Source organism: Streptomyces djakartensis, from assembly GCF_014651075.1.
In the GTDB taxonomy this organism is placed as follows: domain Bacteria; phylum Actinomycetota; class Actinomycetes; order Streptomycetales; family Streptomycetaceae; genus Streptomyces; species Streptomyces djakartensis.
In genome coordinates this window covers 70,854-94,857 of sequence record NZ_BMWE01000007.1, presented here as the reverse complement: position 1 = coordinate 94,857, position 24,004 = coordinate 70,854, and the positions used below count along the sequence as shown (strand labels likewise).

23 protein-coding genes are annotated in these 24,004 nt (G+C 71.9%); 11 read left to right on the top strand and 12 right to left on the bottom strand.

Annotation, left to right across the window (positions count from 1 at the left end):
• Window positions 1-3: 3 nt before the first annotated feature.
• The 4 genes from IE212_RS13755 to IE212_RS13740 all read right to left on the bottom strand — a co-directional run bounded on the left by IE212_RS13755 (window position 4) and on the right by IE212_RS13740 (window position 5,535).
• The gene (locus tag IE212_RS13755) at window positions 4-681 is read right to left on the bottom strand and encodes a response regulator transcription factor (protein ID WP_190198092.1); all 678 of its coding nucleotides are present in this window, start codon (window positions 679-681) and stop codon (window positions 4-6) included.
• The gene (locus IE212_RS13750) at window positions 678-1,949 is read right to left on the bottom strand and encodes a sensor histidine kinase (RefSeq protein WP_190198091.1); all 1,272 of its coding nucleotides are present in this window, start codon (window positions 1,947-1,949) and stop codon (window positions 678-680) included. The genes IE212_RS13755 and IE212_RS13750 overlap by 4 nt, the downstream gene beginning before the upstream one ends.
• A 111-nt stretch (window positions 1,950-2,060) precedes the next feature.
• On the bottom strand, window positions 2,061-4,274 hold the full coding sequence (locus IE212_RS13745) for an MMPL family transporter (protein ID WP_190198090.1): 2,214 nt from the start codon (window positions 4,272-4,274) through the stop codon (window positions 2,061-2,063).
• Between the two features lie 259 nt (window positions 4,275-4,533).
• Window positions 4,534-5,535 (bottom strand): LacI family DNA-binding transcriptional regulator, encoded by a 1,002-nt coding sequence (locus IE212_RS13740; RefSeq protein ID WP_190198328.1) that lies wholly within the window; start codon window positions 5,533-5,535, stop codon window positions 4,534-4,536.
• 289 nt (window positions 5,536-5,824) lie between these two features.
• On the opposite strand from IE212_RS13740, the gene IE212_RS13735 reads away from it, so the two are divergent.
• The gene (locus tag IE212_RS13735; protein WP_190198089.1) at window positions 5,825-7,879 is read left to right on the top strand and encodes an RICIN domain-containing protein; all 2,055 of its coding nucleotides are present in this window, start codon (window positions 5,825-5,827) and stop codon (window positions 7,877-7,879) included.
• A gap of 38 nt (window positions 7,880-7,917) precedes the next feature.
• Here IE212_RS13735 and IE212_RS13730 read toward each other — a convergent pair whose 3' ends face one another.
• Complete coding sequence (locus IE212_RS13730; RefSeq protein ID WP_190198088.1) at window positions 7,918-8,268, bottom strand: VOC family protein; 351 nt, start codon at window positions 8,266-8,268, stop codon at window positions 7,918-7,920.
• Window positions 8,269-8,423: 155 nt separating this feature from the next.
• On the opposite strand from IE212_RS13730, the gene IE212_RS13725 reads away from it, so the two are divergent.
• Window positions 8,424-8,807: a VOC family protein gene (locus tag IE212_RS13725; RefSeq protein WP_229864284.1), complete on the top strand. Its 384-nt coding sequence runs from the start codon at window positions 8,424-8,426 to the stop codon at window positions 8,805-8,807.
• A 27-nt stretch (window positions 8,808-8,834) separates the two neighbouring features.
• Here the strand turns inward: IE212_RS13725 and IE212_RS13720 are convergent, their stop codons facing one another.
• The 7 genes from IE212_RS13720 to IE212_RS13690 all read right to left on the bottom strand — a co-directional run bounded on the left by IE212_RS13720 (window position 8,835) and on the right by IE212_RS13690 (window position 15,378).
• Entirely contained in the window at window positions 8,835-9,764 is a 930-nt protein-coding gene (locus IE212_RS13720) for an amidohydrolase family protein (protein WP_190198086.1), read from the bottom strand.
• 101 nt (window positions 9,765-9,865) lie between these two features.
• Window positions 9,866-10,063, bottom strand: coding sequence for a hypothetical protein (locus IE212_RS13715; RefSeq protein WP_190198085.1), 198 nt, complete (start codon window positions 10,061-10,063; stop codon window positions 9,866-9,868).
• Window positions 10,060-10,482: an ATP-binding protein gene (locus IE212_RS13710; protein ID WP_190198084.1), complete on the bottom strand. Its 423-nt coding sequence runs from the start codon at window positions 10,480-10,482 to the stop codon at window positions 10,060-10,062. The genes IE212_RS13715 and IE212_RS13710 overlap by 4 nt, the downstream gene beginning before the upstream one ends.
• Before the next feature lie 121 nt (window positions 10,483-10,603).
• Window positions 10,604-11,818, bottom strand: coding sequence for a helix-turn-helix transcriptional regulator (locus tag IE212_RS13705; protein ID WP_190198083.1), 1,215 nt, complete (start codon window positions 11,816-11,818; stop codon window positions 10,604-10,606).
• Between the two features lie 111 nt (window positions 11,819-11,929).
• Window positions 11,930-13,294, bottom strand: coding sequence for an erythromycin esterase family protein (locus tag IE212_RS13700; protein WP_190198082.1), 1,365 nt, complete (start codon window positions 13,292-13,294; stop codon window positions 11,930-11,932).
• 172 nt (window positions 13,295-13,466) lie between these two features.
• The gene (gene pip / locus IE212_RS13695; protein WP_190198081.1) at window positions 13,467-14,465 is read right to left on the bottom strand and encodes a prolyl aminopeptidase; all 999 of its coding nucleotides are present in this window, start codon (window positions 14,463-14,465) and stop codon (window positions 13,467-13,469) included.
• Between the two features lie 34 nt (window positions 14,466-14,499).
• Window positions 14,500-15,378 carry an alpha/beta fold hydrolase gene (locus IE212_RS13690; protein ID WP_190198080.1) on the bottom strand — a complete coding sequence of 293 codons (879 nt, stop codon included), beginning with the start codon at window positions 15,376-15,378 and terminating at the stop codon, window positions 14,500-14,502.
• A 104-nt stretch (window positions 15,379-15,482) separates the two neighbouring features.
• Here IE212_RS13690 and IE212_RS13685 point away from each other — a divergent pair, with 104 nt between their 5' ends.
• The 9 genes from IE212_RS13685 to IE212_RS13645 all read left to right on the top strand — a co-directional run bounded on the left by IE212_RS13685 (window position 15,483) and on the right by IE212_RS13645 (window position 23,956).
• Window positions 15,483-15,917, top strand: a complete 435-nt coding sequence (locus tag IE212_RS13685) for a VOC family protein (RefSeq protein ID WP_190198079.1) — start codon at window positions 15,483-15,485, stop codon at window positions 15,915-15,917.
• Window positions 15,918-16,039: 122 nt separating this feature from the next.
• Window positions 16,040-17,698, top strand: coding sequence for an alpha/beta hydrolase (locus tag IE212_RS13680; protein WP_373301386.1), 1,659 nt, complete (start codon window positions 16,040-16,042; stop codon window positions 17,696-17,698).
• A 114-nt stretch (window positions 17,699-17,812) separates the two neighbouring features.
• Window positions 17,813-20,020, top strand: coding sequence for an MMPL family transporter (locus tag IE212_RS13675; RefSeq protein ID WP_190198078.1), 2,208 nt, complete (start codon window positions 17,813-17,815; stop codon window positions 20,018-20,020).
• 5 nt (window positions 20,021-20,025) lie between these two features.
• Window positions 20,026-21,216, top strand: a complete 1,191-nt coding sequence (locus IE212_RS13670; protein WP_190198077.1) for a sensor histidine kinase — start codon at window positions 20,026-20,028, stop codon at window positions 21,214-21,216.
• A complete protein-coding gene (locus IE212_RS13665; RefSeq protein ID WP_190198076.1) occupies window positions 21,213-21,869 on the top strand; it encodes a response regulator in 657 nt (218 codons plus the stop codon). The genes IE212_RS13670 and IE212_RS13665 overlap by 4 nt, the downstream gene beginning before the upstream one ends.
• A gap of 135 nt (window positions 21,870-22,004) precedes the next feature.
• On the top strand, window positions 22,005-22,385 hold the full coding sequence (locus IE212_RS13660; RefSeq protein ID WP_190198075.1) for a Tat pathway signal sequence domain protein: 381 nt from the start codon (window positions 22,005-22,007) through the stop codon (window positions 22,383-22,385).
• A complete protein-coding gene (locus IE212_RS13655; protein WP_190198074.1) occupies window positions 22,382-22,999 on the top strand; it encodes a class F sortase in 618 nt (205 codons plus the stop codon). The genes IE212_RS13660 and IE212_RS13655 overlap by 4 nt, the downstream gene beginning before the upstream one ends.
• A complete protein-coding gene (locus IE212_RS13650) occupies window positions 22,996-23,487 on the top strand; it encodes an RNA polymerase sigma factor (protein WP_190198073.1) in 492 nt (163 codons plus the stop codon). The genes IE212_RS13655 and IE212_RS13650 overlap by 4 nt, the downstream gene beginning before the upstream one ends.
• Entirely contained in the window at window positions 23,471-23,956 is a 486-nt protein-coding gene (locus IE212_RS13645) for a hypothetical protein (protein ID WP_190198072.1), read from the top strand. The genes IE212_RS13650 and IE212_RS13645 overlap by 17 nt, the downstream gene beginning before the upstream one ends.
• Window positions 23,957-24,004: the final 48 nt, after the last annotated feature.

Below are 24,004 nucleotides of genomic sequence, written 5' to 3'. Positions count from 1 at the left end.
GCGTCACGCCGGGGGCGTGGCCCGTACCAGGCCCGTCTGGTAGGCGATGACGACCAGTTGGGCGCGGTCGCGGGCGTTCAGCTTGGTCATGGCCCGGTGGATGTGGGTGCGGACGGTCAGCGGGCTGAGGGTCAGGTCCTCGGCGATCTCGGTGTTGGACCTGCCTTCCGCGGCCAGGGCCATCACCTCGCGTTCGCGGACCGTGAGGTCGGCCAGGCGTTCCGGTGGTGCCAGGTGGGTGTCGGGGGCGGGGGACAGGAGGAAGCGGGTGATGAGGGAGCGGGTGGCGACGGGTGAGAGGAGGGCCTCGCCGGAGGCCACCGTGCGCAGGCCCGCCAGCAGCGTGTCGGCGGTGACGTCCTTGCCGAGGAAGCCGCTGGCACCGGCGCGCAGTGCCTGGGCGACGTAGTCCTCGGTCTCGAAGGTGGTCAGGATGAGGACCCGGGTGGCGGACAGCTCCGGGTCGGCGCAGAGGGTGGCGGTGGCGGTGAGGCCGTCGGTGCCGGGCATGCGGATGTCCATGAGGACGATGTCGGGGCGGTGGACGCGGGTCAGCTCCACCGCCTCCGCCCCGTCGGAGGCCTCGGCGACCACCTCCAGGTCGGCGCAGGAGTCGATGAGGATCCGGAAGGTGGCCCGCAGCAGGGCCTGGTCGTCGGCGAGCAGCACCCTGATGGTCATGGTGTCGTTCCCTCAGCGGGGTGGGTGGCGGGCGAGGGCTGCAGCGGCAGCGCGGTACTGACCTCGAAGCCGCCCTGCGGGCGGGGGCCGGCGCACAGTTCGCCGCCGATGGACAGGGCGCGTTCGCGCATGCCCATGACGCCGAAGCCGCGGCCCCGCGCGGGTTCGGCGGCGGTGGGGCCGTCGTCGGTGGGGCCGTCGTCGGTGGGGCCGTCGTTGGTGACCGTGATCAGCAGGCGGGAGCCGGTGTATTCGAGGCGTACGTGGGCGGCGTCGGCGGCGGCGTGCCTGGTGACGTTGGTGAGTGCCTCCTGGACGATGCGGAAGGCCGTGAGGTCCACGCCCGGTGAGAGCGGCTGCGGCTCCCCTTCGGTGGTGACGGTGACCGCCAGGCCCGCCGACTCGCACGCCGAGACCAGCTCGGGCAGGCGGGCCAGCCCCGGGGACGGTTCCAGTCCCGCGGCGCCGGGGGCGTCGTCGTTCTCGCGCAGCAGGCCGAGCGTCGCCTTCAGCTCACGGAGCGCGGAGGACGTGGTGCCGGTCAGGTCGGTGAGGATCCGCCGGGTCTGTTCGGGGTGGGTGAGGGCGAGGTGCGCGGCCGTGCCGGCCTGGGCGTTGGCGAGGGCCATGTGGTGGGCGACGACGTCGTGCAGCTCCCGGGCGATGCGCATCCGCTCCTCGGTGACGCGCAGCCGGGCCTCCTCCTCCCGGGTGCGCTCGGCGTGCTCGGCGCGGGCCTGCACCGACTGGAGGTAGGCGCGCCGAAGTTGGGTCATCTTGCCGGCGGCGAGGGGCAGCATCAGCCAGAAGACCGGGCCGATCGTCCTGAGCAGCGGCGAGATGTGGTTCATGGAGTCGGAGACCACGGCCGCGAGCGTCACCGCCACCAGCGTGGTGAGGCCGAGGGCGCGGGTGGAGCTGCGGTCGGTGAGCGCGGACAGCCAGTACAGGGCGGCCATGAGCGGGGCCAGCAGCAGCGGCGTGACCAGGTAGCCCTGCGCGATCGCCGTCACCGTGCAGCCCCCGGCCACGACGACGACGGTGCGCGGGTGCAGGCGGTGCTTGAGCAGGGCCAGGCAGGCCACCCCCATGAGGACGGTGGCGGTCCTGTCCTGGTCCGGCGGGGCGGCTCCGGGCATGGTCAGCGAGCCGCCGAGGGTCGCGCAGCCCATCAGCGCCAGGACCATGGCCAGGTCGACGAGGAACGCGTGGCGGGCCGAGAACTTCTCGAGGCGATCCGTGTAGCGCCGCTCCAGACTGATACTCAATGGGTTCTCCGGGGGTGGGGCTGGGACCATCGTGGCCGACTCGGGACGTCGACGCCCGAGGGGCCGCCCGTGTCCTTCGCCACGGGCGGCCCTGGTCGGGAGTGGTCCGGGTCAGGTGCGCGCCGGTTCCAGGTCGGCAGTGGCGTCCGTGGCCGGCGTCTCCGTCTCCGGCCCGCGGCCGAGCGCCTCCCCCTCCACGTCGACCCGCGGCAGCATCCGGTCCAGCCACTTCGGCAGCCACCAGGCCTTGTGGCCGAGCAGGGCGAGGACGGCGGGCACGATCGTCATGCGGACGACGAAGGCGTCGAACAGGACGGCGGAGGCGAGCCCGAAGCCGATCATCTTGATCATGGAGTCGCTCTCGCCGATGAACCCGGTGAACACCGCGATCATGATCAGGGCCGCCGCCACGACGACCCGGGCGCTGTGCCGGAAGCCGGACGTGACCGCCTGGGCAGGCGACTCGCCGTGGACGTACGCCTCCCGCATCCGGGAGACGAGGAACACCTCGTAGTCCATGGCGAGGCCGAAGACGATGCCCACCAGGAAGATCGGCATCAGGCTCATGATCGGGCCGGTCTGCTCCACACCGAACAGTTCCGCGCCGTGGCCCTGCTGGAAGACCACCACGACCGCGCCGAGGGAGGCCAGCACCGACAGCAGGAAGCCGAGGGCCGCCTTGAGCGGCACGAGCAGGGACCGGAACACCACCAGCAGCAGCACGATCGCCAGTCCGACGACCACGACCAGGTACGGGACGAGCGCGGCCTGCACCTTGCCGGCGATGTCGATGTTCATCGCGGTGGTGCCGGTGACCTCGTAGCTCGCGCCCGTGCCGGCCTCGATGCCGGACCGCTCGTCGCGGATGGTCGTCACCAGGTCCTTGGTCTTCTCGTCGGTCGGCGCGGTGGACGGCACGACGGAGAAGACGGCGGTGTCACCGGCGTCGTTGAAGCGGGCCGGGGAGACGGACACGACTCCCTCGGTGGAGCCGATCTCCTGGGCGATGGTGTCCGCGGCGCCCTTGGGGTCGGCGTCGCCCTTGGCGTCCACGACGACGGTCAGCGGACCGTTGAAGCCCGGCCCGAAGCCCTCGGCGAGCGCGTCGTAGGCCCGGCGTTCGGTGCTGGAGGCGGGCTTGGCCTCGTCTCCGGGCATGCCCAGCTGGAGACCGGCCGCGGGCAGGGCGAGGGCGCCGAGGCCGAGGACGCCGAGGAGCAGGACGGGCAGGGGGCGGGCCAGTACGAACCGGGCCCAGCGGGTGCCGCCGTTGGTCTCGCCGCTCGCCTCGATCCGGCCGCTGCGGCGGGCCCGCCGGGTGAGCACGGCGTTCGGCCAGAAGCCGAGGAACGCCGGGACGAGCGTCAGCGCGATCAGCACGGCGACGACGACGGCGCCCGCGGCGGCCAGCCCCATCTTGGTGAGCATGGGGATGCCGACCACGGCGAGCCCGGCCAGCGCGATGACGACGGTGAGCCCGGCGAACACGACCGCCGAACCGGCGGTGCCGACGGCCGTCCCGGTCGCCTCCTGCGGCGTCCGCCCCCTGGCGCGCTCCTCCCGGTAGCGGGAGACGACGAACAGGGCGTAGTCGATGCCGACGGCGAGGCCCAGCATCATGGCCAGGGTGCCGGTGGTCGTGGAGAGCCCGAGCGCGGAGGACAGGGCGAGGATGGTGGACATGCTGACGCCGATGCCGATGACGGCGGTCAGCAGCGGCAGACCGGCGGCGGCCAGGGAGCCGAAGGTGATGAGCAGGACGACGGCGGCGATGGCGACGCCGATCACCTCGGCCGTGCCGCCCGGCCCGCCCTCGTCGGCCAGCGCGGTGCCGCCCGCCTCGACGGTCAGGCCGGACTCGCGGGCCTCGTCGATGGTCCGCTGCAGGTGGGTGCGGCTGGCGTCGGTGAGGTCGTGGGCGCCGACCTTGTAGGTGACGGTCGCGAAAGCGGTGGAGCCGTCCTTGCTGACGGTCTTCGCCCGGAACGGGTCGACGGCGCTCGCGACCTGCGTGCCGTCGCCGAGTCCCGCCACGGTCTTCTCGACGGCCCGCTTGTTCCCGGCGGCGGTGACCTTCTCGCCGTCCGGCGCGATGAACACGACCCGTGCGGTGGCGCTGTCGGCCGTGGCCCCCGGGAACCGCTCCTCCATCAGGTCGAACGCCTTCTGGGACTCGATGCCGGGCATCGAGAACTCCTCTGCGGCGGCCCCCGGCGCCCTGAGCGCGCCCAGCCCCACGGCGGCCAGGACGGCCGCCCAGACCAGGGCGACGTACCAGCGTCGCCGGAAGGCCAGACGGCCCACTCGATACAGGAAAGTAGCCACGGCAGCAGGTCTCCACATCTGGTGTCGATCGTCTGCCAAGGCTCGCCGCGAGGGGGGTGTCCTGTCGTCGTGCGGCTGCCGACAATCCGGCGTACTCGGAACGCAGTACGAGGCGGTGGGAGGATCCGACCCGGGGACTACAGGTGTCCGCGCAGCAGCGGGGATACACGGGACAGCCGCCCTCGACGCCGCCGTCCCCGCACTGGCCGGCTGACGCCCCGAGGCCGGTTCCGGTGATGACCGGGAGCAGCACAAACGGTCACCGCTCCCGCCCCGGCACCCCCGTGCTCTCCCGCACCACCACCCGCGTGGGCACCAGCGTCGTCCCGTGTTCCGCCTCGTCCTCCCCGTCCTGCCGCATCTTGCTCAGGACGCCTTCCACGCACAGCCGCCCCACCTCCGCGAAGTCCTGGTGGATGGTGGTCAGGGGCGGGAGGAAGGACGCCGACTCGGGGATGTCGTCGAAGCCGACGACGCTGATGTCGCCGGGGACGCGCAGGCCGCGTTCGTGCAGCGCCCGGAGCAGGCCCAGGGCCATCTGGTCGTTGGCCGCGAACACCGCCGTGCAGTCCGGCTCGTCGGCCAGCAGCAGACCGGCCCGGTAGCCGGACTCGGCCGACCAGTCGCCCCGGACCAGGGGCGGCGGGATGCGGCCCGCCCGGGTCAGCGTGTCGCGCCAGGCGTTGGCGCGGCGCTGGGCGGCGAAGGAGTCCTCCGGCCCGGCCAGGTGCCACACCGTCTCGTGACCGAGGTCCAGCAGGTGCCGTACGGCGTCCCGCGCGCCGCCCGCCTGGTCGGTGTCGACGACGGTGTAGCGGTCGCCGGCGTCCGAGTCCGCCACCACGACCTGCACGCCGGGCGGGAGGGAGACCGTCGCGGCGTCCAGCAGGTGGATCTCCATGATGACGATGACGGCGTCCACGGCGAGTTCGCCGAGACGGGAGAAGGCGCCGTTGACCTCGTCCTGGGTGGGGACGGCGACGGGCAGCAGCGTGACGGCGTAGCCGTGCTGGGCGGCGGAGGTGGCGATGGCCTCCAGGGTGCGGATGTTGCCCATGGTGGAGAGCGAGAAGGTGATCACGCCGAGGGTGCGGAACTCGCCCCGTCTGAGGGCCCGGGCCGCGCTGTTGGGGCGGTAGCCCAGTTCGCGCATGGCATCCAGGACCTGGCGGCGGGTGTCCTCGGTGACCCCGGCGAAGCCGTTGGAGACGCGGGAGACCGTCTGGGAGGAGACACCGGCGAGGCGGGCGACGTCGGCCATGGAGGCGCCCTGGCGGGGCCGGGCCGCACGTCTTCTCGTCACGCTCGTGCCCCTCGGTTCGCTCACGCCGCCCACTGTGCCCGCCTGCCCCTCGCGCCAACCGGTCCGGAAGAACTCCTTGACCCCTGAGATTCGGACAGTGTAGACATCCCGCCAGCGGATGTTTACGTAAACATTGCCCAGCCGAAACCGCAGTAAAAGGCGTCATAACCGCCCCGTTCGCTCCACGTAGGCCCCGATCTCTGCCCCGCCGGGACGCGCGGCACGCAGAAGAGCTGGAGTACTCGAGATGGCACACCGCACCCGTAAGAGAAGGCTCCTCGGGGCCATCGGCGTCACCGCCGTGGCGACCGGAACCATCCTGGCCACGACGACCCTGCCCGCCGCGCACGCCGAGCCGGCCCGGGCCGCGGCCGCCGGGGTCACCGTCCGGCCCGACCCCTCCTACTCGGGGGAGAGGTTCGAGGGCTGGGGCACCAGCCTGGTCTGGTTCGCCAACGCCACCGGCGACTACCCGCCCGCGATCCGCGAGAAGCTCTACAAGCTCCTGTTCGGCGACGACGGCCTCGCCCTGAACATCGCCCGCTACAACATCGGCGGCGGCAACGCCCCCGACGTCAAGGACTACCTGCGGGCCGGCGGCGCGGTCGAGGGCTGGTGGAAGGCACCGGCGGGCACCACCCGCGAGGACGTCGACTGGTGGGACGCCGACGACCCCGGCGACTGGAACAAGCACGCCGACAAGACGCAGCGCTGGTGGGTCGACCGCATCAAGAAGGACATCACCCACTGGGAGACCTTCAGCAACTCCCCGCCCTGGTTCATGACCGAGAGCGGCTACGTATCCGGCAACTTCGACGCCGGCAAGGACCAGCTCAAGCCCGGGTCGGTCGAGGACTTCGCCAAGTACCTGGTGGGCGCGACCGAGCGGCTGGAGAAGGCGCACGGCATCAAGGTCGACACGCTGGACCCGTTCAACGAGCCGAACACCGACTACTGGGGCACCAAGCTGGGCCCCGACGGCGAGCCCGTCGGCGGCCGCCAGGAGGGCGCCCACATCGGCCCCGAGCTCCAGCAGAAGGTGATCCGCGCGCTCGGCCCGGTGCTGGAGAAGTCCCGCAGCCACGCGGAGATCTCCGCGATGGACGAGACCAACCCGGGCACCTTCGCCACCAACTGGAACTCCTACCCCCAGGACGTGCGCGACCTCGTCGCCCAGATGAACGTCCACACCTACGGCACCGGCCAGCGCACCACCGTCCGCGACCTGGCCAAGGCCGCCGACAAGCCGTTGTGGATGAGCGAGGTCGAGGGCGACTGGGGCGACGGCCAGAGCTTCACGGACATGCGGCCCGGACTGGGCCTGGCCCAGCGCATCGTGGACGACCTGCGCGAACTGGAGCCCAAGGCCTGGGTGTTCTGGCAGCCGGTCGAGGACTACGACAACATGAAGCCGGGCGGCGAGTCCGCGAAGGGCGGCAACTGGGGCGAGATCCAGCTCCCGTTCAGCTGCACCTCGAAGGACACGCTCAAGACCTGCCCCGTCTACACGAACACCAAGTTCGACACGGCCCGTAACTTCACCCACTTCATCAGGCCCGGCGACCGGCTGATCAAGACGAACGACACGTCCAGCACCGCGGCGGTCTCCCGCAAGGGCGACGCGGCGACCGTCGTCCACGTCAACAGCGCCACCGAGGCACGCGAGGTCACCCTCGACCTGTCGAAGTTCGGCCGGGTCTCCTCCCGCGCCACGGTCACCCCGGTGGTGACCAGCCCCGACGGCAAGCTGGAGAAGCAGCGGCCGGTCCGCGTCACCGGCAAGCAGGCCACCCTCACCGTGCCCGCCCAGTCGGTGACGTCCTTCCTCGTCAAGGGCGTCGCGGGCGTCGCGAAGGACGCGGCCGAGCTGCGCGAGGGCCACACCTACCGGCTGACCGGCGCCCAGAGCGGCAAGGACCTCACCATCGCCGGCAACGGCACGGGCCTGGTCATCCGGAGCGCGAACGCGGCCGACCCGGCCGGTCAGCAGTGGCGGGTCGAGCAGGTCCGCGGCAAGGACAACCGCAAGCGGTACGTCCTCACGGAGACCGCCACCGACAAGCGCCTGGCGATCCGGGACGGCGCGCTGGTCGCCGAGCCGGACGAGGGCCGCCGCGACGCCGCCGCCGAGTGGATCACGTCCACGACCGGCGACGGCACCTGGACCCTCGTCAACGCAGCGACCGGGCAGCTCCCGGACGTCTCGGGCCAGTCCACGAACGAGGGCGCGAGTGTGGGCGTGTGGCAGCCGAACTCCGGGGCGAACCAGCGCTGGAAGGTCACGGACGTGACGAACTCCTAGGGGGTCCGCAAAGTCGCGTCGTCCGCCCGGGGGGGGCGTCAGCGGTGACCCAGCACGTTGACCACCCTTCCGCTGGGGTCACGAACGAAGAACCGCCGCACGCCCCACTCCTCGTCCTGCAGGGGGTGAACGATCTCCGCGCCGCTCGCCCGCATGACCGCATAAGCCGCATCCACGTCGTCCACCTCGACACTCATGTCAGGGGCGACCGACGCAGTCTTGTCGCTGGTCATGACACTGATCTGCGCCGCCGGGCTGGACGGGGACGCGAGCGTCATGATCCAGCCGTGGTTCATGACCTCCTCGAAGCCCAGCAGGCCATAGAACTCCCGGCTCTCCTGCGGGGCGGCCTTCGACTGGATGTTGGGCACGACACGGCGAACGGCCATCGGCGACTCCAAACAAGAAGGAAGGTGTCTCTGTCTTCCCAGGAGTACTACGACACGTCAACTGCCGCACACCAGCTGTCGGTGGCGGGAGCACCCGGCAGCCATGGCCGTATTCCGGTGGCGGGCGGAGGCGCGGCTCGTCGATGATCGCTCGCGTGACCTCAACGGTGGAGAACATCGCGATCGACTGTGCGAACGCCTACCGACTGGCGCTCTTCTGGAGCGAGGTGACCGGACAGCCGCCGCACCCCGAGGCTCAGCCCGGTGACCCCGAGACCCAGGTCATGCTGCCCGGTGGCCCGGCCCTGTACTTCAACGAGGTTCCGGAGCCGAAGTCGGTGAAGAACAGGCTGCACCTGTGCCTGCGCCCGGACACCTCACGGGAGGCGGAGGTCGAGCGGCTGCTGGGGCTGGGTGCCACCCTGGTCGACGACCGCCGCGAGCCCGACGGCCGGGGCTGGGTCGTCCTCGCCGACCCGGAGGGCAACGAGTTCTGCGTGCTGCGGGCGGAAGAGGAGCGGGCGACGGTGCCCGGCTGACCCCGGCCGGTCAGCCACCGGCGGCCCTCACAGCCCGAACAACTCCGCCGCGTTGTCGTGGCACACCGCCCGCAGCCACTCCTCCCCGAGCCCCAGCCGCTCCAGGGCGTGCAGTTGATGCACGTACGGATACGGGATGTTGGGGAAGTCCGAGCCGAGCAGGATGCGGTCGCCCGCGTCGGCCAGCCGGGGCAGCGCGCCGGGCGGGAACGGCGCGAGCTTCTCGGCGAAGTCGGTGAACGCCATCGTCGTGTCCAGCCGCACCTGCCCGTACCGCTCGGCGAGGCCGAGGAACTCCTCGTACTCGGGCATCCCCATGTGGGCGACGACCAGCCGCAGCCGTGGGTGCCGGGCCAGCACCCCGGCGATCGGCCCGGGGCCGGTGTGCTCGCCGGGCGCGGGCCCGGAGCCGCAGTGGATCACCACCGGTATCCCGGCCTCGGCCAGCAACCCCCAGGCCGGCCGGAGAAGCTCGTCGGCCGGGTCGTACGCACCCACCTGCACATGCGCCTTGAACACCCGCGCGCCCGCCTCGACGGCCTCCCGGACGTACGCCTCGACGCCCGGCTCGGGGAAGAGGGTGGCGGTGTGCAGACAGTCGGGGGTGCGGCGGGCGAAGCCGGCCGCCCAGCCGTTCAGCCAGCGGGCCATGCCCGGCTTGTGCGGGTAGAGCATCGCCGTGAAGGCCCGCACCCCGAACTCCCGCAGGATGCCCGCCCGTTCCGCCTCCTCCTGCCGATAGGTGATCGGCCACTCCAGCCCGCCGGTCAGCGTACCGAGCGCGTCGAAGTAGCCCCAGACCTTGCGCAGTACGCGCTCGGGCATGAAGTGCGTGTGCACGTCCACCAGCCCGGGAAGCCCCAGCCGGCCCCAGAAGCGGCGGACCTCATCGGCCTCCGCGCTCCTGGGCCCTTCAGCGCCTGCGGGATCGGCGGGTACGGCACGGTGATCACACATGTCGCCCACGATCGGCCCGGGGTGGGCGGCGAGACCACTCCTTCGCGCGAGGGGCTCGTGAGGGATCCGTCACCTGGGCTTGCCGGAGTGGGAGCGAGGTGTCACGACGGCAGCAGTCTCTCCTCACGGGGCTTCAACACACGCAGGCGGTCCGGCCGCCGCGAAGTCCACTGTCCCGGACCGGACTCCGGCCGCAGCACCCAGACCGTGCCGCCACGCACATCGGTGACGACGCCACGCCGGTCGGCGACCTCGTCATGGACCAAGTCGCCCACCCAGGGCTCCCGCCTGCCAGTCATCCGCCTTCCTCCTCGTGCAGCTCCGCCCACACCCGCTTGCCCCACGGCAGCTGATCCGTGCCCCAGCACTTGGCCAGCGCTCCGACGAGCACAAGTCCGCGCCCGCTCTCGTCGCCTTTTCGCGGCACCTGCGGTTCCGGTAACCGCTTGGATCTGTCCACCACGCCGATGCGTACCCGCACCGGCTCCGGCCGGGTGATCGTGACGCGGATGGAACGACATCGCGCGTGCTGGACGGTGTTGGACACCAGCTCGGAAACGATCAGCACGCCGTCGTCAGCCAAGTCGTTCAGGCTCCAGGCGGCCAGCGCGACACGGACCAGGCGCCGGGCCATGCCCACACTCTCGGGCCTGCGCAGAAGGGTCTCGCTGTACCCGGGGCAGCCGGTAGGACGCGCCCGGGTCGTGGATTGCGGCATGTCGGTCTGCTCTTTCAGATCGGCCAGCCCCGGGACCGGTCGCGGTCACCAGGGCGCTGTCCGTCATGTAAGCGGCCTGCCGGGGACGCGGACAGGGGCGCAACGTCCCACTTTCGGCACGCTATGTGCCGATCCCCAGAAACTCCGCCAACGGGCGGAGTCCCACAGGGTGGTTGGGAAGTGCCCACAGGTCGCGCACGATCGCCACGGCCAAGGTGTGGTGCTGCATCCACGTCGGGGCCACTCGGCGCAGGGACTCCAGGGTCTTGACCGCCCCGGCGGCGTCACCGATGTCCGTGTGAGCTCGGGCCACGTCCAGCAGCAGCCACGTCCGCCAGGACGGTGGGGTGTCCTTGCTCAACCGCATGCCCTTGGCCAGCGCCAACGCATCGTGCGGGTGGCCATACTGCACGGCCAGGCGCACGCGTTCGATACGGACAGACGACGGGCTGAACACGCTGACCATACGGTTGTCGCCACCGTCGGGCAGCTTCGAGACCCGGGCCGCTTCCTTCTCCGCCGCCTGCATCATCGCCGCCGCACGCTCGTAGTCGCCGCTCCGCGCGGCCGACGTGGCGGCGCTCATGGTCAGCGCCCCCCATACCTTCAGTCCGTCAGCCACCTCGGTCAGCGCTGCGTCCGCGATGTCGGCTGCGGCACGCAGCGCGATGCTCAGCGCGTCATCCAGGCGGCCCTGCCGCTGGTACGTCCAAGCCGTGGAGTTGACGATCATCGGCACGAGCAGCGGGTCGTCGGACTGCTCCGCGGCGTTTATCGCGCGCTCCAGACTCGTCAGGGCAAGGTCGGTCTTGCCCATCCGCACGGCGACGTGTCCGGCCAGCTGAAGCGCCTTGCCCAGGGCGGCGAAACCGGCCCTGCGGTCGTCGTCGTTCTCCGCGGCCGTGGCGGTTCGCGCATCCGAGATGAGATCCGGCAGGGCCTTCATCACCGCGTCGAACTCGGCCGCGTGGTACTGCGTCCAGCCGTCCGCGATCTGCTCTCGAAGACGCTCCATCGAAAAGCCGGGGCCAGGTGGCTCCGGGTCACGTCCCCAGAGCACGGGCATGATGGCGCGACGCACAGCCACGAAGCGCGGCCCGTCGTTCTCGCCCGTTGACGAGACGGCAGGCGGATCGCCCAGCAGCGTGGTCAGCTCCACACCCAGACCGCTGGCGAGCGCGTGCAGGGTGGGAAGGCGCGCCGAGTGCTTCCGCCCCTGTTCCAGCTGGCGGATCACATCGACCGACACATCGGAGCGTTCGGCCAGTTCTTCCTGCGTCAAGGAGGCCAGACGGCGCAAGCGGCGCAAAGTCCGCCCCAGGTCTTCGTTTGCCACGCCGCCACCGTACGCCGCCGTACCGGCCGGAACAGCGCCAAGACGAGAGCAGAGGGGCGAACCCGGCACGACCTACCACTGGTCCCGGTGCGCAACCGCACGAGTCCACTCCTACCGGTCGACCGGGCCGGGCGCGGGCTTCCGGTCGCGCAGGTGAGCCGCCTCCACGCGGTGCAGGTGGATCAGCACGTCATGACTGCGGGCGAGCGCCACGTCGTGCTCCGGCTCCGGGTACGCGGTGCCGATGCTGCGGGTCGGCCGGGCCTCCCGCAGCCATTTCCGGGCCGGCCCCGGCACGGTCCGCAGGTCGACGACGTAGTCGCGGTGGCGCACCCGGTCGAGTGTCCGTTCGTTGCTGCGGGGTCCCGCCGGGCCGAGGGCGAACCGGCGCACCTGGTCCTCGGGTCCGGTCGCGTTGAACGAACCCCGCGCGAAGGTAAACCCGATGCTGACGTACGCGTCGCCGAGCCGGTCGCGCAGGAACTCGCCCTGCACCTTCGGGTAGTGGGCGGGGTCGACCGGAACATAGGAGACGTGGGCGTTGTGCGCCGACAGCAGGACCTTGTCTCCCGTGTGCTCCGCCCACCAGGCCACGTTGTCGGCCATGACCGAGTCGCGGAAGCGCATGGCGGCCCGGAGCTGCTCCGCGTCCCCGAAGTCGAAGGCGTAGCCGCGCGCGGTCTGGTCGATGGCCGTGGCCTGCCGCACCACCCAGTCGTACGCCTCCGGGTCGGCACCCGGCCCTTGCCGCCTCAGCAGCTCCAGCGCCTCACCGGTCCGCTCCGCCCTCTCCTTGCGTTCGGCGTACGGGCTGTTCAGGTACTGCTCGATGTACGCACCCGCCGCCGTCGTGGGCCGCAACCCCCGGTACAGCGCCGTGAAGCGGGCGAGGAGGCCGGGGTGGGTGCGGGCCACGTAGGCGGTGACCTCGTCGTACAGCTCGGGCCCGGCCCAGGCGAAGTCGTCGCCCATGAACCGGACCGGGTCGTCGGGGTGCCGCTGGTTGTACGCCCGCATCCACTCCACGAGCGCCAGATACTCGGTGTTGTTCCACCACAGGTAGTCCCGCTGGAACTCCTCCCGCATGATGCGCCGCGGGTCCCCCTCGCCACGCAGCACATAGGCGTTGAGGCGCAGGCCGGTGCTCCAGGGGGCTTCCAGGGCGAAGGTACGGAAGCCGCGCTTCTCGACGAGGTGGCGCAAGACGCGGTGTTTGAGGGTGAAGAACTCGTGCGAGCTGTGGGTGGCCTCGCCCAGGCCGACGACCCGGGCGTCACCGATCATGCGGTCGAGGGGGCGCAGGTCGCGGGTGTCCCCACCCGGCTCGACGGTGCGCAGGCGGTGGGAGGTGCGGTCGAGGGCATCGACGACGGTGGAGGCGGGCTCGGTGGTGTGTGCGGTGGCCGGTGTCCCGGCCGCGACGACGCCGAGTGTGACGAGCAGGGTCAGAGCGCTGGCGATCCGATGCCATGTCATGATCCAAGGCTCCCGGCCCACGATCACGGAAACCATGCGGCAGACCACCCGCGTGAAGTGGGGAAGCCTCCACGCGGGCATGGGGGTTTTCCCCCGCACCCGGTTTCGGCCGATGCGGTCACGCACCGGAGGTGGTGACGGCTGGTCGCCGCCCCGGATGACCGCGCTGTGGTCAGGGCACGCGGCGTCGAGACGGCTGCCGCGTCGCGCCGGCCGGCCGGAACCGGTCCGTGGCCGCGACCAGCGCCTCCGTCGTGGCATCCCCCGACAGCCCGTGCCCCTCGGCGCCGATCAGCACCAGCTCCGCGTCCGGCCACACCTGGGCCAGCCGCCACGCGACGTCCGCGGGCCCGCTGATGTCCAGCCGCCCGTGGACCATCACGCCGGGAATGCCGGCGATCTTCCCGGCGCCGCGCAGCAGCGCCCCGTCCTCCAGGAAGCCGGCGTGCCGCCAGTAGTGCGTGACCAGGCGGGCGAAGCGCAGCCGGAAGCGGGGATCCTGGAAGCGGGGGTCGGGCCGGTGCCCGGGGTCGGTGGACACATGCACGTCCTCCCACCGGCACCAGGCCCGCGCGGCGCGCTCCCGCACGGCCGGATCGGGGTCGCCCAGCATCCGGGCGTACGCGTCGGCCAGGCTGCCGTCGCGCTCCGGCTCGGGGACGGTGTCGCGGAACCGGGCCCACTCCTCGGGGAAGATCCGCCCCATGTCCCGGGTGACCCACTCCACCTCGCGGCGCGTCGTGTTGGTGACGCTGAACAGGACCAGCTCGGACACGTGCCCGGGGTGCTGCTGGGCGTAGGCCAGGGCGAGGGTCACGCCCCAGGAGCCGCCGAGGACCAGCCACTTGTCGACGCCGAGGTGCCGCCGCAGCAGCTCGATGTCGGCGATGAGGTGGGTGGTGGTGTTGGCGTCGAGCGAGGTCAGCGGATCGGCGGCGTCCGGTGTGCTCCGGCCGCATCCGCGCTGGTCGAAGAGGACGATGCGGTACGCCTCGGGGTCGAACAGCCGGCGCCAGGACGGTCCGGCGCCGGAACCCGGCCCTCCGTGCAGGACCAGGGCGGGCTTGCCGGCCGGGTTCCCGCAGGTCTCCCAGTACACGCGGTTGCCGTCGCCGACGTCGAGCATGCCGTGTTCGTACGGCTCGATGCCTGCGGGGTAGAGCCCGGCCATGTGAGACGTCCTCCCTGACCTGCCTCGGCTGTCCTCAGTCCGTGCCGTGCACGAGCCCGGCGAGCTCTCCCAGCACCCGGGCCGCCGGTGCCGGATCGACCAGCCACTTCAGGTGGCTGCTCTCCAGGGTGCGGACGTCGTAGGGGTTGTCCGGGGTCAGCCGGTCGCCCTCGCGGATCAGCCGGTCCTGCATGGCGAGCGGCATGCTCGCGTCGCCGGACAGCCGGACGAAGGTCTTCGGGACGCGGCCCCAGGTCGCCGCCCGCGCCCGGTCGTCGGAGGTGCCGGCGTCCAGGTTCTCGTCGGGCTGGAAGGTGCTCAGGAAGGTCAGGAACTCCTCGTCGGTGCCATCGGCGAGGAAGGCCGCCTTGAGCGCCGCGAGGGCGTCCGGGTCGGCGGTGCGGAAGTTGACGCGGAGCAGGCCGAGTTCCGCCGGGTCGCCGACCATCGCCAGGGCCAGTGACGCGGCGTCGACGCCGGCCATCTCCGGCTCGGCGTAGTAGGCGGCGACGTCGAGGTCGACCGGGCACCAGGCGGCGACGTAGACGATCCGGTCGATCAGGTCCGGCCGCGCGTTGGCCGCCACCGTGGCCGTGAGGCCGCCGCGGCTGTGGGCGACGAGGATCACCGGGCCGTTCCGCTTGGCCCGCTCCAGGATTCCGATGAGGTGCGCGGCGTTGTCGGCGAGCGTGACGCCCTTGATCGAACCGGGGGCGGAGGCGAGACCCTCGGCGTCCTGCGGTGCCTGGTAGGCGCGGGTGTACGTCGCCCCGAATCCGTGCCCGGGCAGGTCGACGGCGACCGAACGGTGACCGAGGAGGCCCAGTTCCGCCTGGAGCGGCGCCATGGAGAAGGAGTTGGCGAAGGCGCCGTGGACCAGGACGAAGGTCGGCTGCGGTATCTGTCTGCTCACGCACCGACCCTAGTCCGACGAGCATTCCCAAAGGTCGTTTTCCCCTCAACCGGTGGCTGCGAAAAGGGACTTGAGCGGCGAAGACCTGCTGCTACGGTGGGCCGATGGCATCGGTCAGACAGTTTCAGGTCACCTTCGACTGCGCGGAACCCGAGCGCGTCGCCCGCTTCTGGTGCGAGGTGCTGGGGTATGTCGTCCCGCCGCCTCCGCAGGGGTTCGGCTCCTGGGACGATTTCGACCGCACACTGCCGTCCGAGGACCAGGGCAAGTGGTTCGCCTGCGTCGATCCCTCAGGTGTGGGACCGCGACTGTTCTTCCAGCGCGTCCCCGAAGGCAAGGTCGTCAAGAACCGGGTGCATCTGTGCGTGCGGGCCGGCACCGGACTCGTGGGTGAGGAGCGCCTGGCCACGCTGGAGGCCGAACGCGCACGACTGGAGGCGCTCGGCGCGGCACATGTGCGCACCCTGCTGGCCGACGGCGTCAACGAGTCGTGCATCGTCATGCAGGACATCGAGGGCAACGAGTTCTGCCTCGACTGAGCCGGGACGCAACCGCGAGGCCACCCTCTCCCCTCTTCTCTCCACGAGTGAGCCGCACTCAGCGACCGACCCGTCCGCACCGGCAACGCGCCGCTGCGCACGCGCCCGAGGGGAACCCGACAGTGACCACACCAGAGCACAGACCAGGCCGGTCCGGCGGCAGGGCGGGCAGACGCCTTCCCCGTCTGCGGACCGCCCTCGCCGCCGCCGTCTCCTTCGCCATCGCCGGCACCGCCGCACCCGCGATGGCCACCCAGCCGGACGGGACGACGGGGCAGCCGCCCGTGCCGTCCCTGTCCTGGTCCGACTGCCAGGGCGGGTTCGAGTGCGCCGACGCCCGAGTACCGCTGGACTACCGCGATCCGCAGGGCAGGACCATCACCCTCGCCGTGATCCGCAAAAAGGCCCCGGACCAGGCGAAGAAGAAGGGCACCCTCTTCCTCCAGCCCGGCGGGCCCGGCAACTCCGGTGTGGACTTCGTACGCGGCAACTACGCCGGCCTGCCGGCCGCCATGCGCGACTCCTTCGACGTCTTCGGATACGACGTCCGCGGCGTCGGGCGCAGTTCACAGGTCGAGTGCTGGGACGACCAGACGTACACCCAGGCCATCACCGCCGCCAAGGGCGTCCCCGGCCCGGACGCCTACGAGCCCGCGGTGCGGCAGGCCGCCGCGTTCGCCCAGGCCTGCCAGGACAAGGCGGGCGAACTGCTGCCGTACGTGGGCACCGAGTACGTCGCCCGCGACATCGACCTGCTGCGCCAGGCCCTGGGAGAAGACCAACTCACCTATTACGGCCGTTCGTTCGGCAGCTACATAGGCACCGTCTACGCCGCCCTGTTCCCCGACCGGGTGCGTGCCCTGGTCCTCGACGGCGCGTACGACCCGGAGCTGCACACGAACCGGCCCTACGCCTCCGACCGGTCCCAGTACCTGGCGCTGGACGGCGCGATGAGCCGGTTCCTCGACTGGTGCGCGGCGGACCAGGCCACCTGCGGGTTCGGTGACGGCGACCCCCGGGGCGCGTTCCAGAAGCTCAAGGCCGACCTCGACGCCAGCCCCGTACCGACCGCGAACGGCGGTCAGGCGAACGGCTACACCCTCGTCTACCGCCTGCTGTTCAACATCAACGCCGGCAAGGTCATCTGGCCGTCCCTCGGTGAGGCCCTGCGCAAGGCCCAGCAGCGCGACAACACGTCCTTCCTGCTCCGGCCGCCGTCCGCCGCCAGCTACGACTTCCTCAACCCGAACGTGGTCGTCGAGTGCGTCGACCGGGACTACCCGCGTGACGCGCACCTGCTGAAGTGGAAGGTGACCTCCTTCGCCAAGGCGGCACCGCTGCTCGGACCGGCCCTCGCCTACGGCCCGCCGCTCTACGACCACCAGCACGCCACCACCTGCACCCAGTGGCCGGCCGAGAGGGTCAGCCGCTACGACGGCTCCTTCCGTGCCGAGGGCTCCGCGCCGATCCTCGTCCTCGGCACCACCGGCGACCCGGACACTCCGTACCAGGACGCCGTCGCCCTGTCCCGGCAGCTGGACAACGGCCGGCTGCTCACCTTCCAGGCCGAGGGGCACACCGCGTTCGGGCGCAGCGTCTGCGCCACGGAGGCCGTCACGGGCTACCTCGTGGACCTGAAGGTGCCCGCCCGCGGCACGACCTGCGCGGACGAGACCCAGCCGCCGTCCGTCACGCCGAAGGTGGCCCCGCCCGGCACGACACTCGGCGCACTCCGCCACGGCGTCAGCGACCGGCTCGAACGACTCGGCGACATGCGCTGAGCCACCCGCAGGGGGTGGGGATTCCCCCAGGACTGCCGTCCACCGAGCGGTGGACGGCAGGTTCAACCGAGTGCCTCTGTCCGACAACTGCCCAGCTCAGCGATGCTTTTGGGCATGACTTCATTATCTGTGCGGGTGGCACGCCAGAGCGCGCGGCACCCCTGGCGGGCGATCGCCGGCTGGCTGGTGTTCGTGGTGCTGTGTCTGGGGGCCGGCAGCGCCGTCGGCGTGAACAGTGCGAAGACGGCGGACTACCGGGTCGGTGAGGCGGGCCGTGCCGAGGCCCTCGCGGCCGAGGCGCATCTGGAGCGCAGGTCCGCCGAGCAGGTGCTGATCTCATCCCGTTCGGGCGGTGCCCTGGACCAGGGCACCGCCCGAGCCGCCGCTGAGGAGCTGGCCGAGCGGATGCGGCGACTGCCTGAAGTCGCGGGCGTGGCCGATCCGTTGCTGTCCCGGGACCGACGGGTCCTGATGGTCGAGGTGGCGCTGAAGGGGGAGGAGCGGGACGCCAAGGACAAGGTCGACGCGCTGCTGGCGCAGACCGCCGCGGTGCAGAAGAGCCACCCCGGGTTGCTGCTCGAGGAGACCGGAAGCCCTTCCGTCAGCAAGGGGGTCGACAAGCAGCGCGGCGACGACCTTGCGCTGTCCGAGGCGATCACCCTTCCCGTCACCCTGGTGACGTTGCTGGTGGTGTTCGGGTCGGTGACCATGGCCGCGGTGCCGTTGCTGCTGGCGCTGTCGTCGATCGCCGCCGCGGTCGGGCTGTCGATGGTCGTCTCGCACGTGTCGCCCGACGCCGGGGTCGGTACCAACGTCATCCTGATGATCGGTCTCGCGGTCGGCGTCGACTACACGCTCTTCTACCTCAAGCGCGAGCGGGAGGAACGGGCCCGCTCCGGCGGCCGGCTCTCCTCCGAGGCCCTCGTGGAGCTGGCCGCCGCGACCTCGGGCCGGGCGGTCGTGGTCTCCGGGCTCGCGGTGGTCGCCTCCACGGCGACGCTGTACCTCGCCTCCGACGTGATCTTCTCCTCCCTCGCGACCGGCACCATCGTGGTCGTCCTGGTCGCGGTGGCCAGTTCGCTGACCGCGCTGCCCGCACTGCTGGTGAAGCTGGGGCGGCGGGCGGAACGCCGGGCGCTGCGGCGGGCGGAGCGCGGGAAGCCCGCACGCCGGGTGCGGGGCGAGGGCGGCGGCAGCCGGGTGTGGAGCGCGCTGCTGCGGCCCGCCGCCCGGCATCCCCTGGCCACCCTGTGCGTGTCGGTCGTGGCACTGCTGGCACTGGTCTTCCCGCTGGCCGGACTGAAGATCACCGAGATGAGCCGGGACACGCACTCCCGCGACATCCCCGCGATGAAGGTGTACGACCGGCTCAACGACGCGTTCCCCGGGCAACGGGTGACCCACCAGGTCGTCGTGCGGGCCGACGCCGCACGGTCGGCGGAGGTGACCGCCGCACTGCGGGAGGTGGTCCGGCGGGCGCAGGCCGATCCGCTGTTCACCGGGGCGTCGAGGATCAGGACCTCGGCCGACGACCGCACCAGCACCCTCGAACTGAAGGTGCCCCACCTCGGCAACTCCGACGAGGCGCACGAGTCCCTGGACCGGCTGCGGGACGACTTCCTGCCCGCCACCGTCGGCCTGATCGCCGGTGCCGAGTACGGCGTGAGCGGTGACGTCGCCCGCTACACGGACTATCCCGCCCATCAGAACGCCAAACTGCCGCTGGTGCTCGTGGCCTTGCTGCTGGTGACGTTCGGGATGACGGTGTACGCGTTCCGCTCGGTGGTGCTCGGGCTGCTCGGCGTCGTGCTGAACCTGCTGTCCGCGGCCGCGGCGCTCGGGCTGCTGGTGCTGGTGTTCCAGGGGACCTGGGCCGAAGGCCTGCTGGGCTTCGACTCCACCGGGTCGATCGGTTCGCGGGTGCCGCTGTTCCTCTTCGTGATCCTCTTCGGGCTGTCGATGGACTACCAGGTGTTCGTGGTGAGCCGGATCCGGGAGGCGGTGCTCACGGGAGTGCCCACCCGGCAGGCCGTGCTGGACGGGATCAGGTCCTCGGCGAGCGTGGTGACCAGCGCCGCCGTCGTGATGACGACCGTGTTCGCCGGCTTCGTCTTCCTGCACATCATCGAGATGAAGCAGATCGGCTTCGTCCTGGCGGCGGCCGTGCTGATCGACGCGTTCGTGGTCCGGGTCCTGGTGCTGCCGGCGGCGATGCTGCTGCTGGGCGAGGCGAGTTGGTGGCCCTCGCGAACGCCGCGGCGGACGACGGCTGCCGCTCCCGGGAAAAGGAGCCCCTCCCGCCCGGCGGTCGACGTACGTTGACCGGCATGACCGCTCTCGCCGGGACCACCGCCGACGCCTTCTGGGCCGTCTCGCTGCGCCGCTGGAACGCGGTGTGCTGGCTGCTGTTCGCCGTAATGGCCGTCGGGCTGGTCGCCATCGACCGGCCCGACGGGAGCAAGTACGCGGCGCTGGTTCTGCTGGGCGGCGTGGTGCTGTGCTACGCGGTCCTCGACCGCTTCCCCGCCAACCCCGTCGTACGGCCGCACGTGTACCTGTCGGTGCTGGTGGTCGCGCTGGGCGGGCTGGCGTATCTGCGCGGCAACTACGCGGCCCTGTTCATGGTGACGCTGCCGCACTACTGGATGTTCGGGCGGACGCCGAGGGCCTCGATGGTGTTCCTGGGGCTCGCCACGGCCGCGACCCTGGGCGGGAGCGTGCTGCGGGAGGACGGCTGGACGGTGGAGTTCTTCACCGAGACGCTCGTGTCCACGCTGCTGGTCGTCGCCGTGGGGGCACTGATCGGGCTGTGGGCGCACTCGGTGGTCGCGCAGAGCGCCGAACGGGCCCGGCTGATCAGTGAAGTGGAGGAGACGCAGGCCGAGTTGACCGAGGCGTACCAGCGCCAGGGCGCGGCGGACGAACGGGAGCGGATGGCCCGGGACATCCACGACACCCTCGCGCAGGGCTTCGCCTCGATCGTCGTGCTCGCCGAGGCGGCCCGGGCGGGGCTCGACTCCGACCCGGCCCGCAGTGCGCAGCAGCTGCGGTCGATCGAGTCCACCGCACGGGAGAACCTCGCCGAGGCACGGGAGCTGGTCGGCTCGGCCCGGCCTGCGGGCGGGGCCGCGGCCGGTTCGGTCGCCCGGACCCTCCGCCGCACCCTGGACCGTTTCGCCGAGGACACCGGCCTCACGGTCGACGCCGAGCTGGAGGACCTGGAGTGCGACCAGCAGACCCGGATCGCGCTGTTGCGCTGCACCCAGGAGTCCCTCGCCAACGTCCGCAAACACGCCCGCGCCTCCACGGTCGGTGTGGTCCTGACCCGGCAGCCCTACGGGGTGGAGCTCGAGATCACCGATGACGGGACGGGGTTCCTGGTGGAGGAATCGTCGGGCTTCGGTCTGGACGGCATGCGCAAACGACTGGCGGAGCTGGGCGGGAGGCTCACGGTGACGAGTTCGGTGGGCGACGGGACACGGGTGCTGGCGCTGATACCGCTGGGGGCCACGGCATGACGAACGGGCCGCTGCGCATCGTCGTCGTGGACGACCACACGGTCATGCGGGCCGGAGTGGTGGCTCTCCTGGCCTCCGGGACCGGCATCGAGATCGTCGGCGAGGCCGGTGACGGCCGCGCGGCCCTCGAACTCGTCGAGCGTCACCAGCCCGATGTCGCCCTGGTCGACCTGCGGATGCCGGTACTGGACGGAGTGGCCACGACGACCGAGATCGTCGCGCGGTTCCCCCGCACCCGGGTACTGATCCTCACCACGTACGACACGGACGCGGAGATCGAGCGCGCGGTGGAGGCCGGCGCGATCGGCTACCTCCTGAAGGACACCACCCGTGAACAGCTGGCCGACGCGATCCACGCCGCGGCCCGCGGCGAGACGGTACTGGCACCCCGGGTGGCCGAGCGGCTCGTCGCCCGGATGCGCCAGCCCGACCGGATTCCGCTCACGTCCCGCGAGACGGACGTCCTGAACGCGGTCGCGGACGGCCTCACCAACGCCGAGATCGGCCGCCGCCTCGTCATCGCCGAGGCCACGGTGAAGACCCATCTGCTCCGCCTGTTCGCCAAGCTCGACGTCAACGACCGCACGAGGGCTGTGGTGGTGGCGATGGAACGCGGGCTGTTGCGCAGGTCCGCCGCCACCGAGGACCCCTGAGGACTTTGCCTTCTCTTTACAACCTGCCGGGTGGCCGCCTCGTCTCTCCGCACGAACCTCACACCGCCCGGCCGCCGGCACCGGGCGCCGCACCCCGCCGATCAAGAGGCGGGACCGACCAAGGAGTGCGACCCCATGCGCCGAACCCTCCTCAGCGCCCTGGCCCTCGCGGGCACCGCCGTACTGGTGGGCACGGGCCCCGCGTTCGCGAGCGGCACCACGACCCCGAGCCCTGTCCCGGCGACCGACGCACCCACCGTCCAGCCGACGAAGAGCGCCGCACCGACGGCCGGTGACGAGCCGGACCGTCCGGTGCCGAGTGCCGAACCGACCCGGGCACCGGCCGAGGACCAGGTCGCCGTCCGGCCGAGCGGCGCGCCCGACACCGGCGTGACGGCTCAGTCCGCGGGCTCCGGTGCCGACGGCACGGCGATCGGCGCGGGCGCCGCCGCGGTGCTCGCCCTCGGCGGCGGCACCGTCCTCGTGGTACGCCGCCGCCGGGCGCCCGGGGCATGACCGCGTTCTCCAGGCGCGCGTTCACCGCCGCGGCCCTGACGTCCCTGCTGACGGCCTGCGGCGGTGGCACCGCGACGGAAGGGCACGCCTCCCGGACCCCACCGCCGCCGGTCCCGGCCGGGCGGCGGCGTCCCCCGGCCCGTTCGGTGCCGGTCCGGCTGCTGATCCCGGCGATCGGCGTCGACACCCCGGTCATCCGGCTGGGCCTGGCGCCCGACGGCACGGTGGAGGTACCGCCGGTGACGGCCCATGACCGGGCGGGCTGGTACCGCCACTCGCCGACGCCCGGCCGGACCGGCCCGTCGGTGATCCTCGGCCATGTCACGGTCGGCCCGTACGGCGACGGTGTCTTCCGGCACCTCTCCCGGCTGCGCCGGGGCGACGGGATCGTGGCGCGCCTGGAGAACGGCACGGCGGCGGAGTTCGCCGTCACGGCCGTACGCACGGTCCCGAAGACCGCATTCCCGGCGGACGACGTCTACGGGAACGTGGACCGCCCGGAGCTGCGGCTGATCACGTGCGGCGGGGTGCGGACCGGCGACGGATACGCGGACAACGTGATCGTGTTCGCCGCACAGGGCGGCACCGGGTCCCCCACCCCTTCAGAGCGTTGAAGCGGTCCCGCGAGAAGGCCGCGTCCGAGCTGTTCGCCGCCCTCTACCCGCGCCTCGCCGGCTGGTGCCGCCGTCTCGTCGACGACGACGAGACGGCCCACGAGATCGCCTCGGAGGCGTTCACCCGGCTCTGGGCCCGCTGGACGTCCGTGGCGGAGCCGCGCGGATTCCTCTACGTCACCGCGGCCAACCTCGTGCGCGACCACTGGCGCAAACTGGAGCGCGAACGCCGGGCCATGCACCGCGTCACCTCCGAAGCCGCGGTGCGCCCCCATCCCGAACAGGCCGACCCCTCGGTGCGCCTGCTGGTGCAGTCGCTCCCCGAACGACTCCGCGTGCCGCTGCTCCTGCACTACTACGCCGACATGCCGATCCGGGAGGTGTCGGTACTGACCGGACGCAAGGAAGGAACCGTCAAGGCCGACCTGCACGCGGCCCGGGAACTGCTCCGCGTCCATCTGAGGAGAAGCCTTGACCACACGCCTTGACGACGACGGGCCGGAGTTCGGCCCCGACGACCCGCTCGCCGTGATCCTGCGCCCCTCCTCACCGGACTACCTGAGCGCACCCCCCGGCCACTACGAGGCGATCCGCCGCAGGTCGGCCCGCCGCCGCCTGCTGCGTGCCGCGGCCGGAGCGGGCCTGCTCTGCGCCACGGCCGCCCTCATCGCCCTCCCGGTGCGCCTCACGGCCCCGGAGCGCCCCGCCTCCCCGACGGTCCCGATGGCTCCACCGTCCAGGACCACGGCCCCTCCGCACCCCTCCCCTTCTCTGTCCCCTTCTCCGTACCCCTCCGGGCCCGCGTCCAAGGCTCCGACGCCCACCGCGCAGGACACCGGCGGCGCCACGGCCCCGACGCCCTCCTCCCGCCTCCCGTCGGCCGCCCCCTCCGCGGTCCGTCCGGTTCCCTCGGCCACCCGCCCGGCCACGGACCGGCCGTTCGGCGGCCGGCGGTAGCCTTGCCGTATGGCTATGGCACGCACCGGCATCCCGCACTGCTTCCTG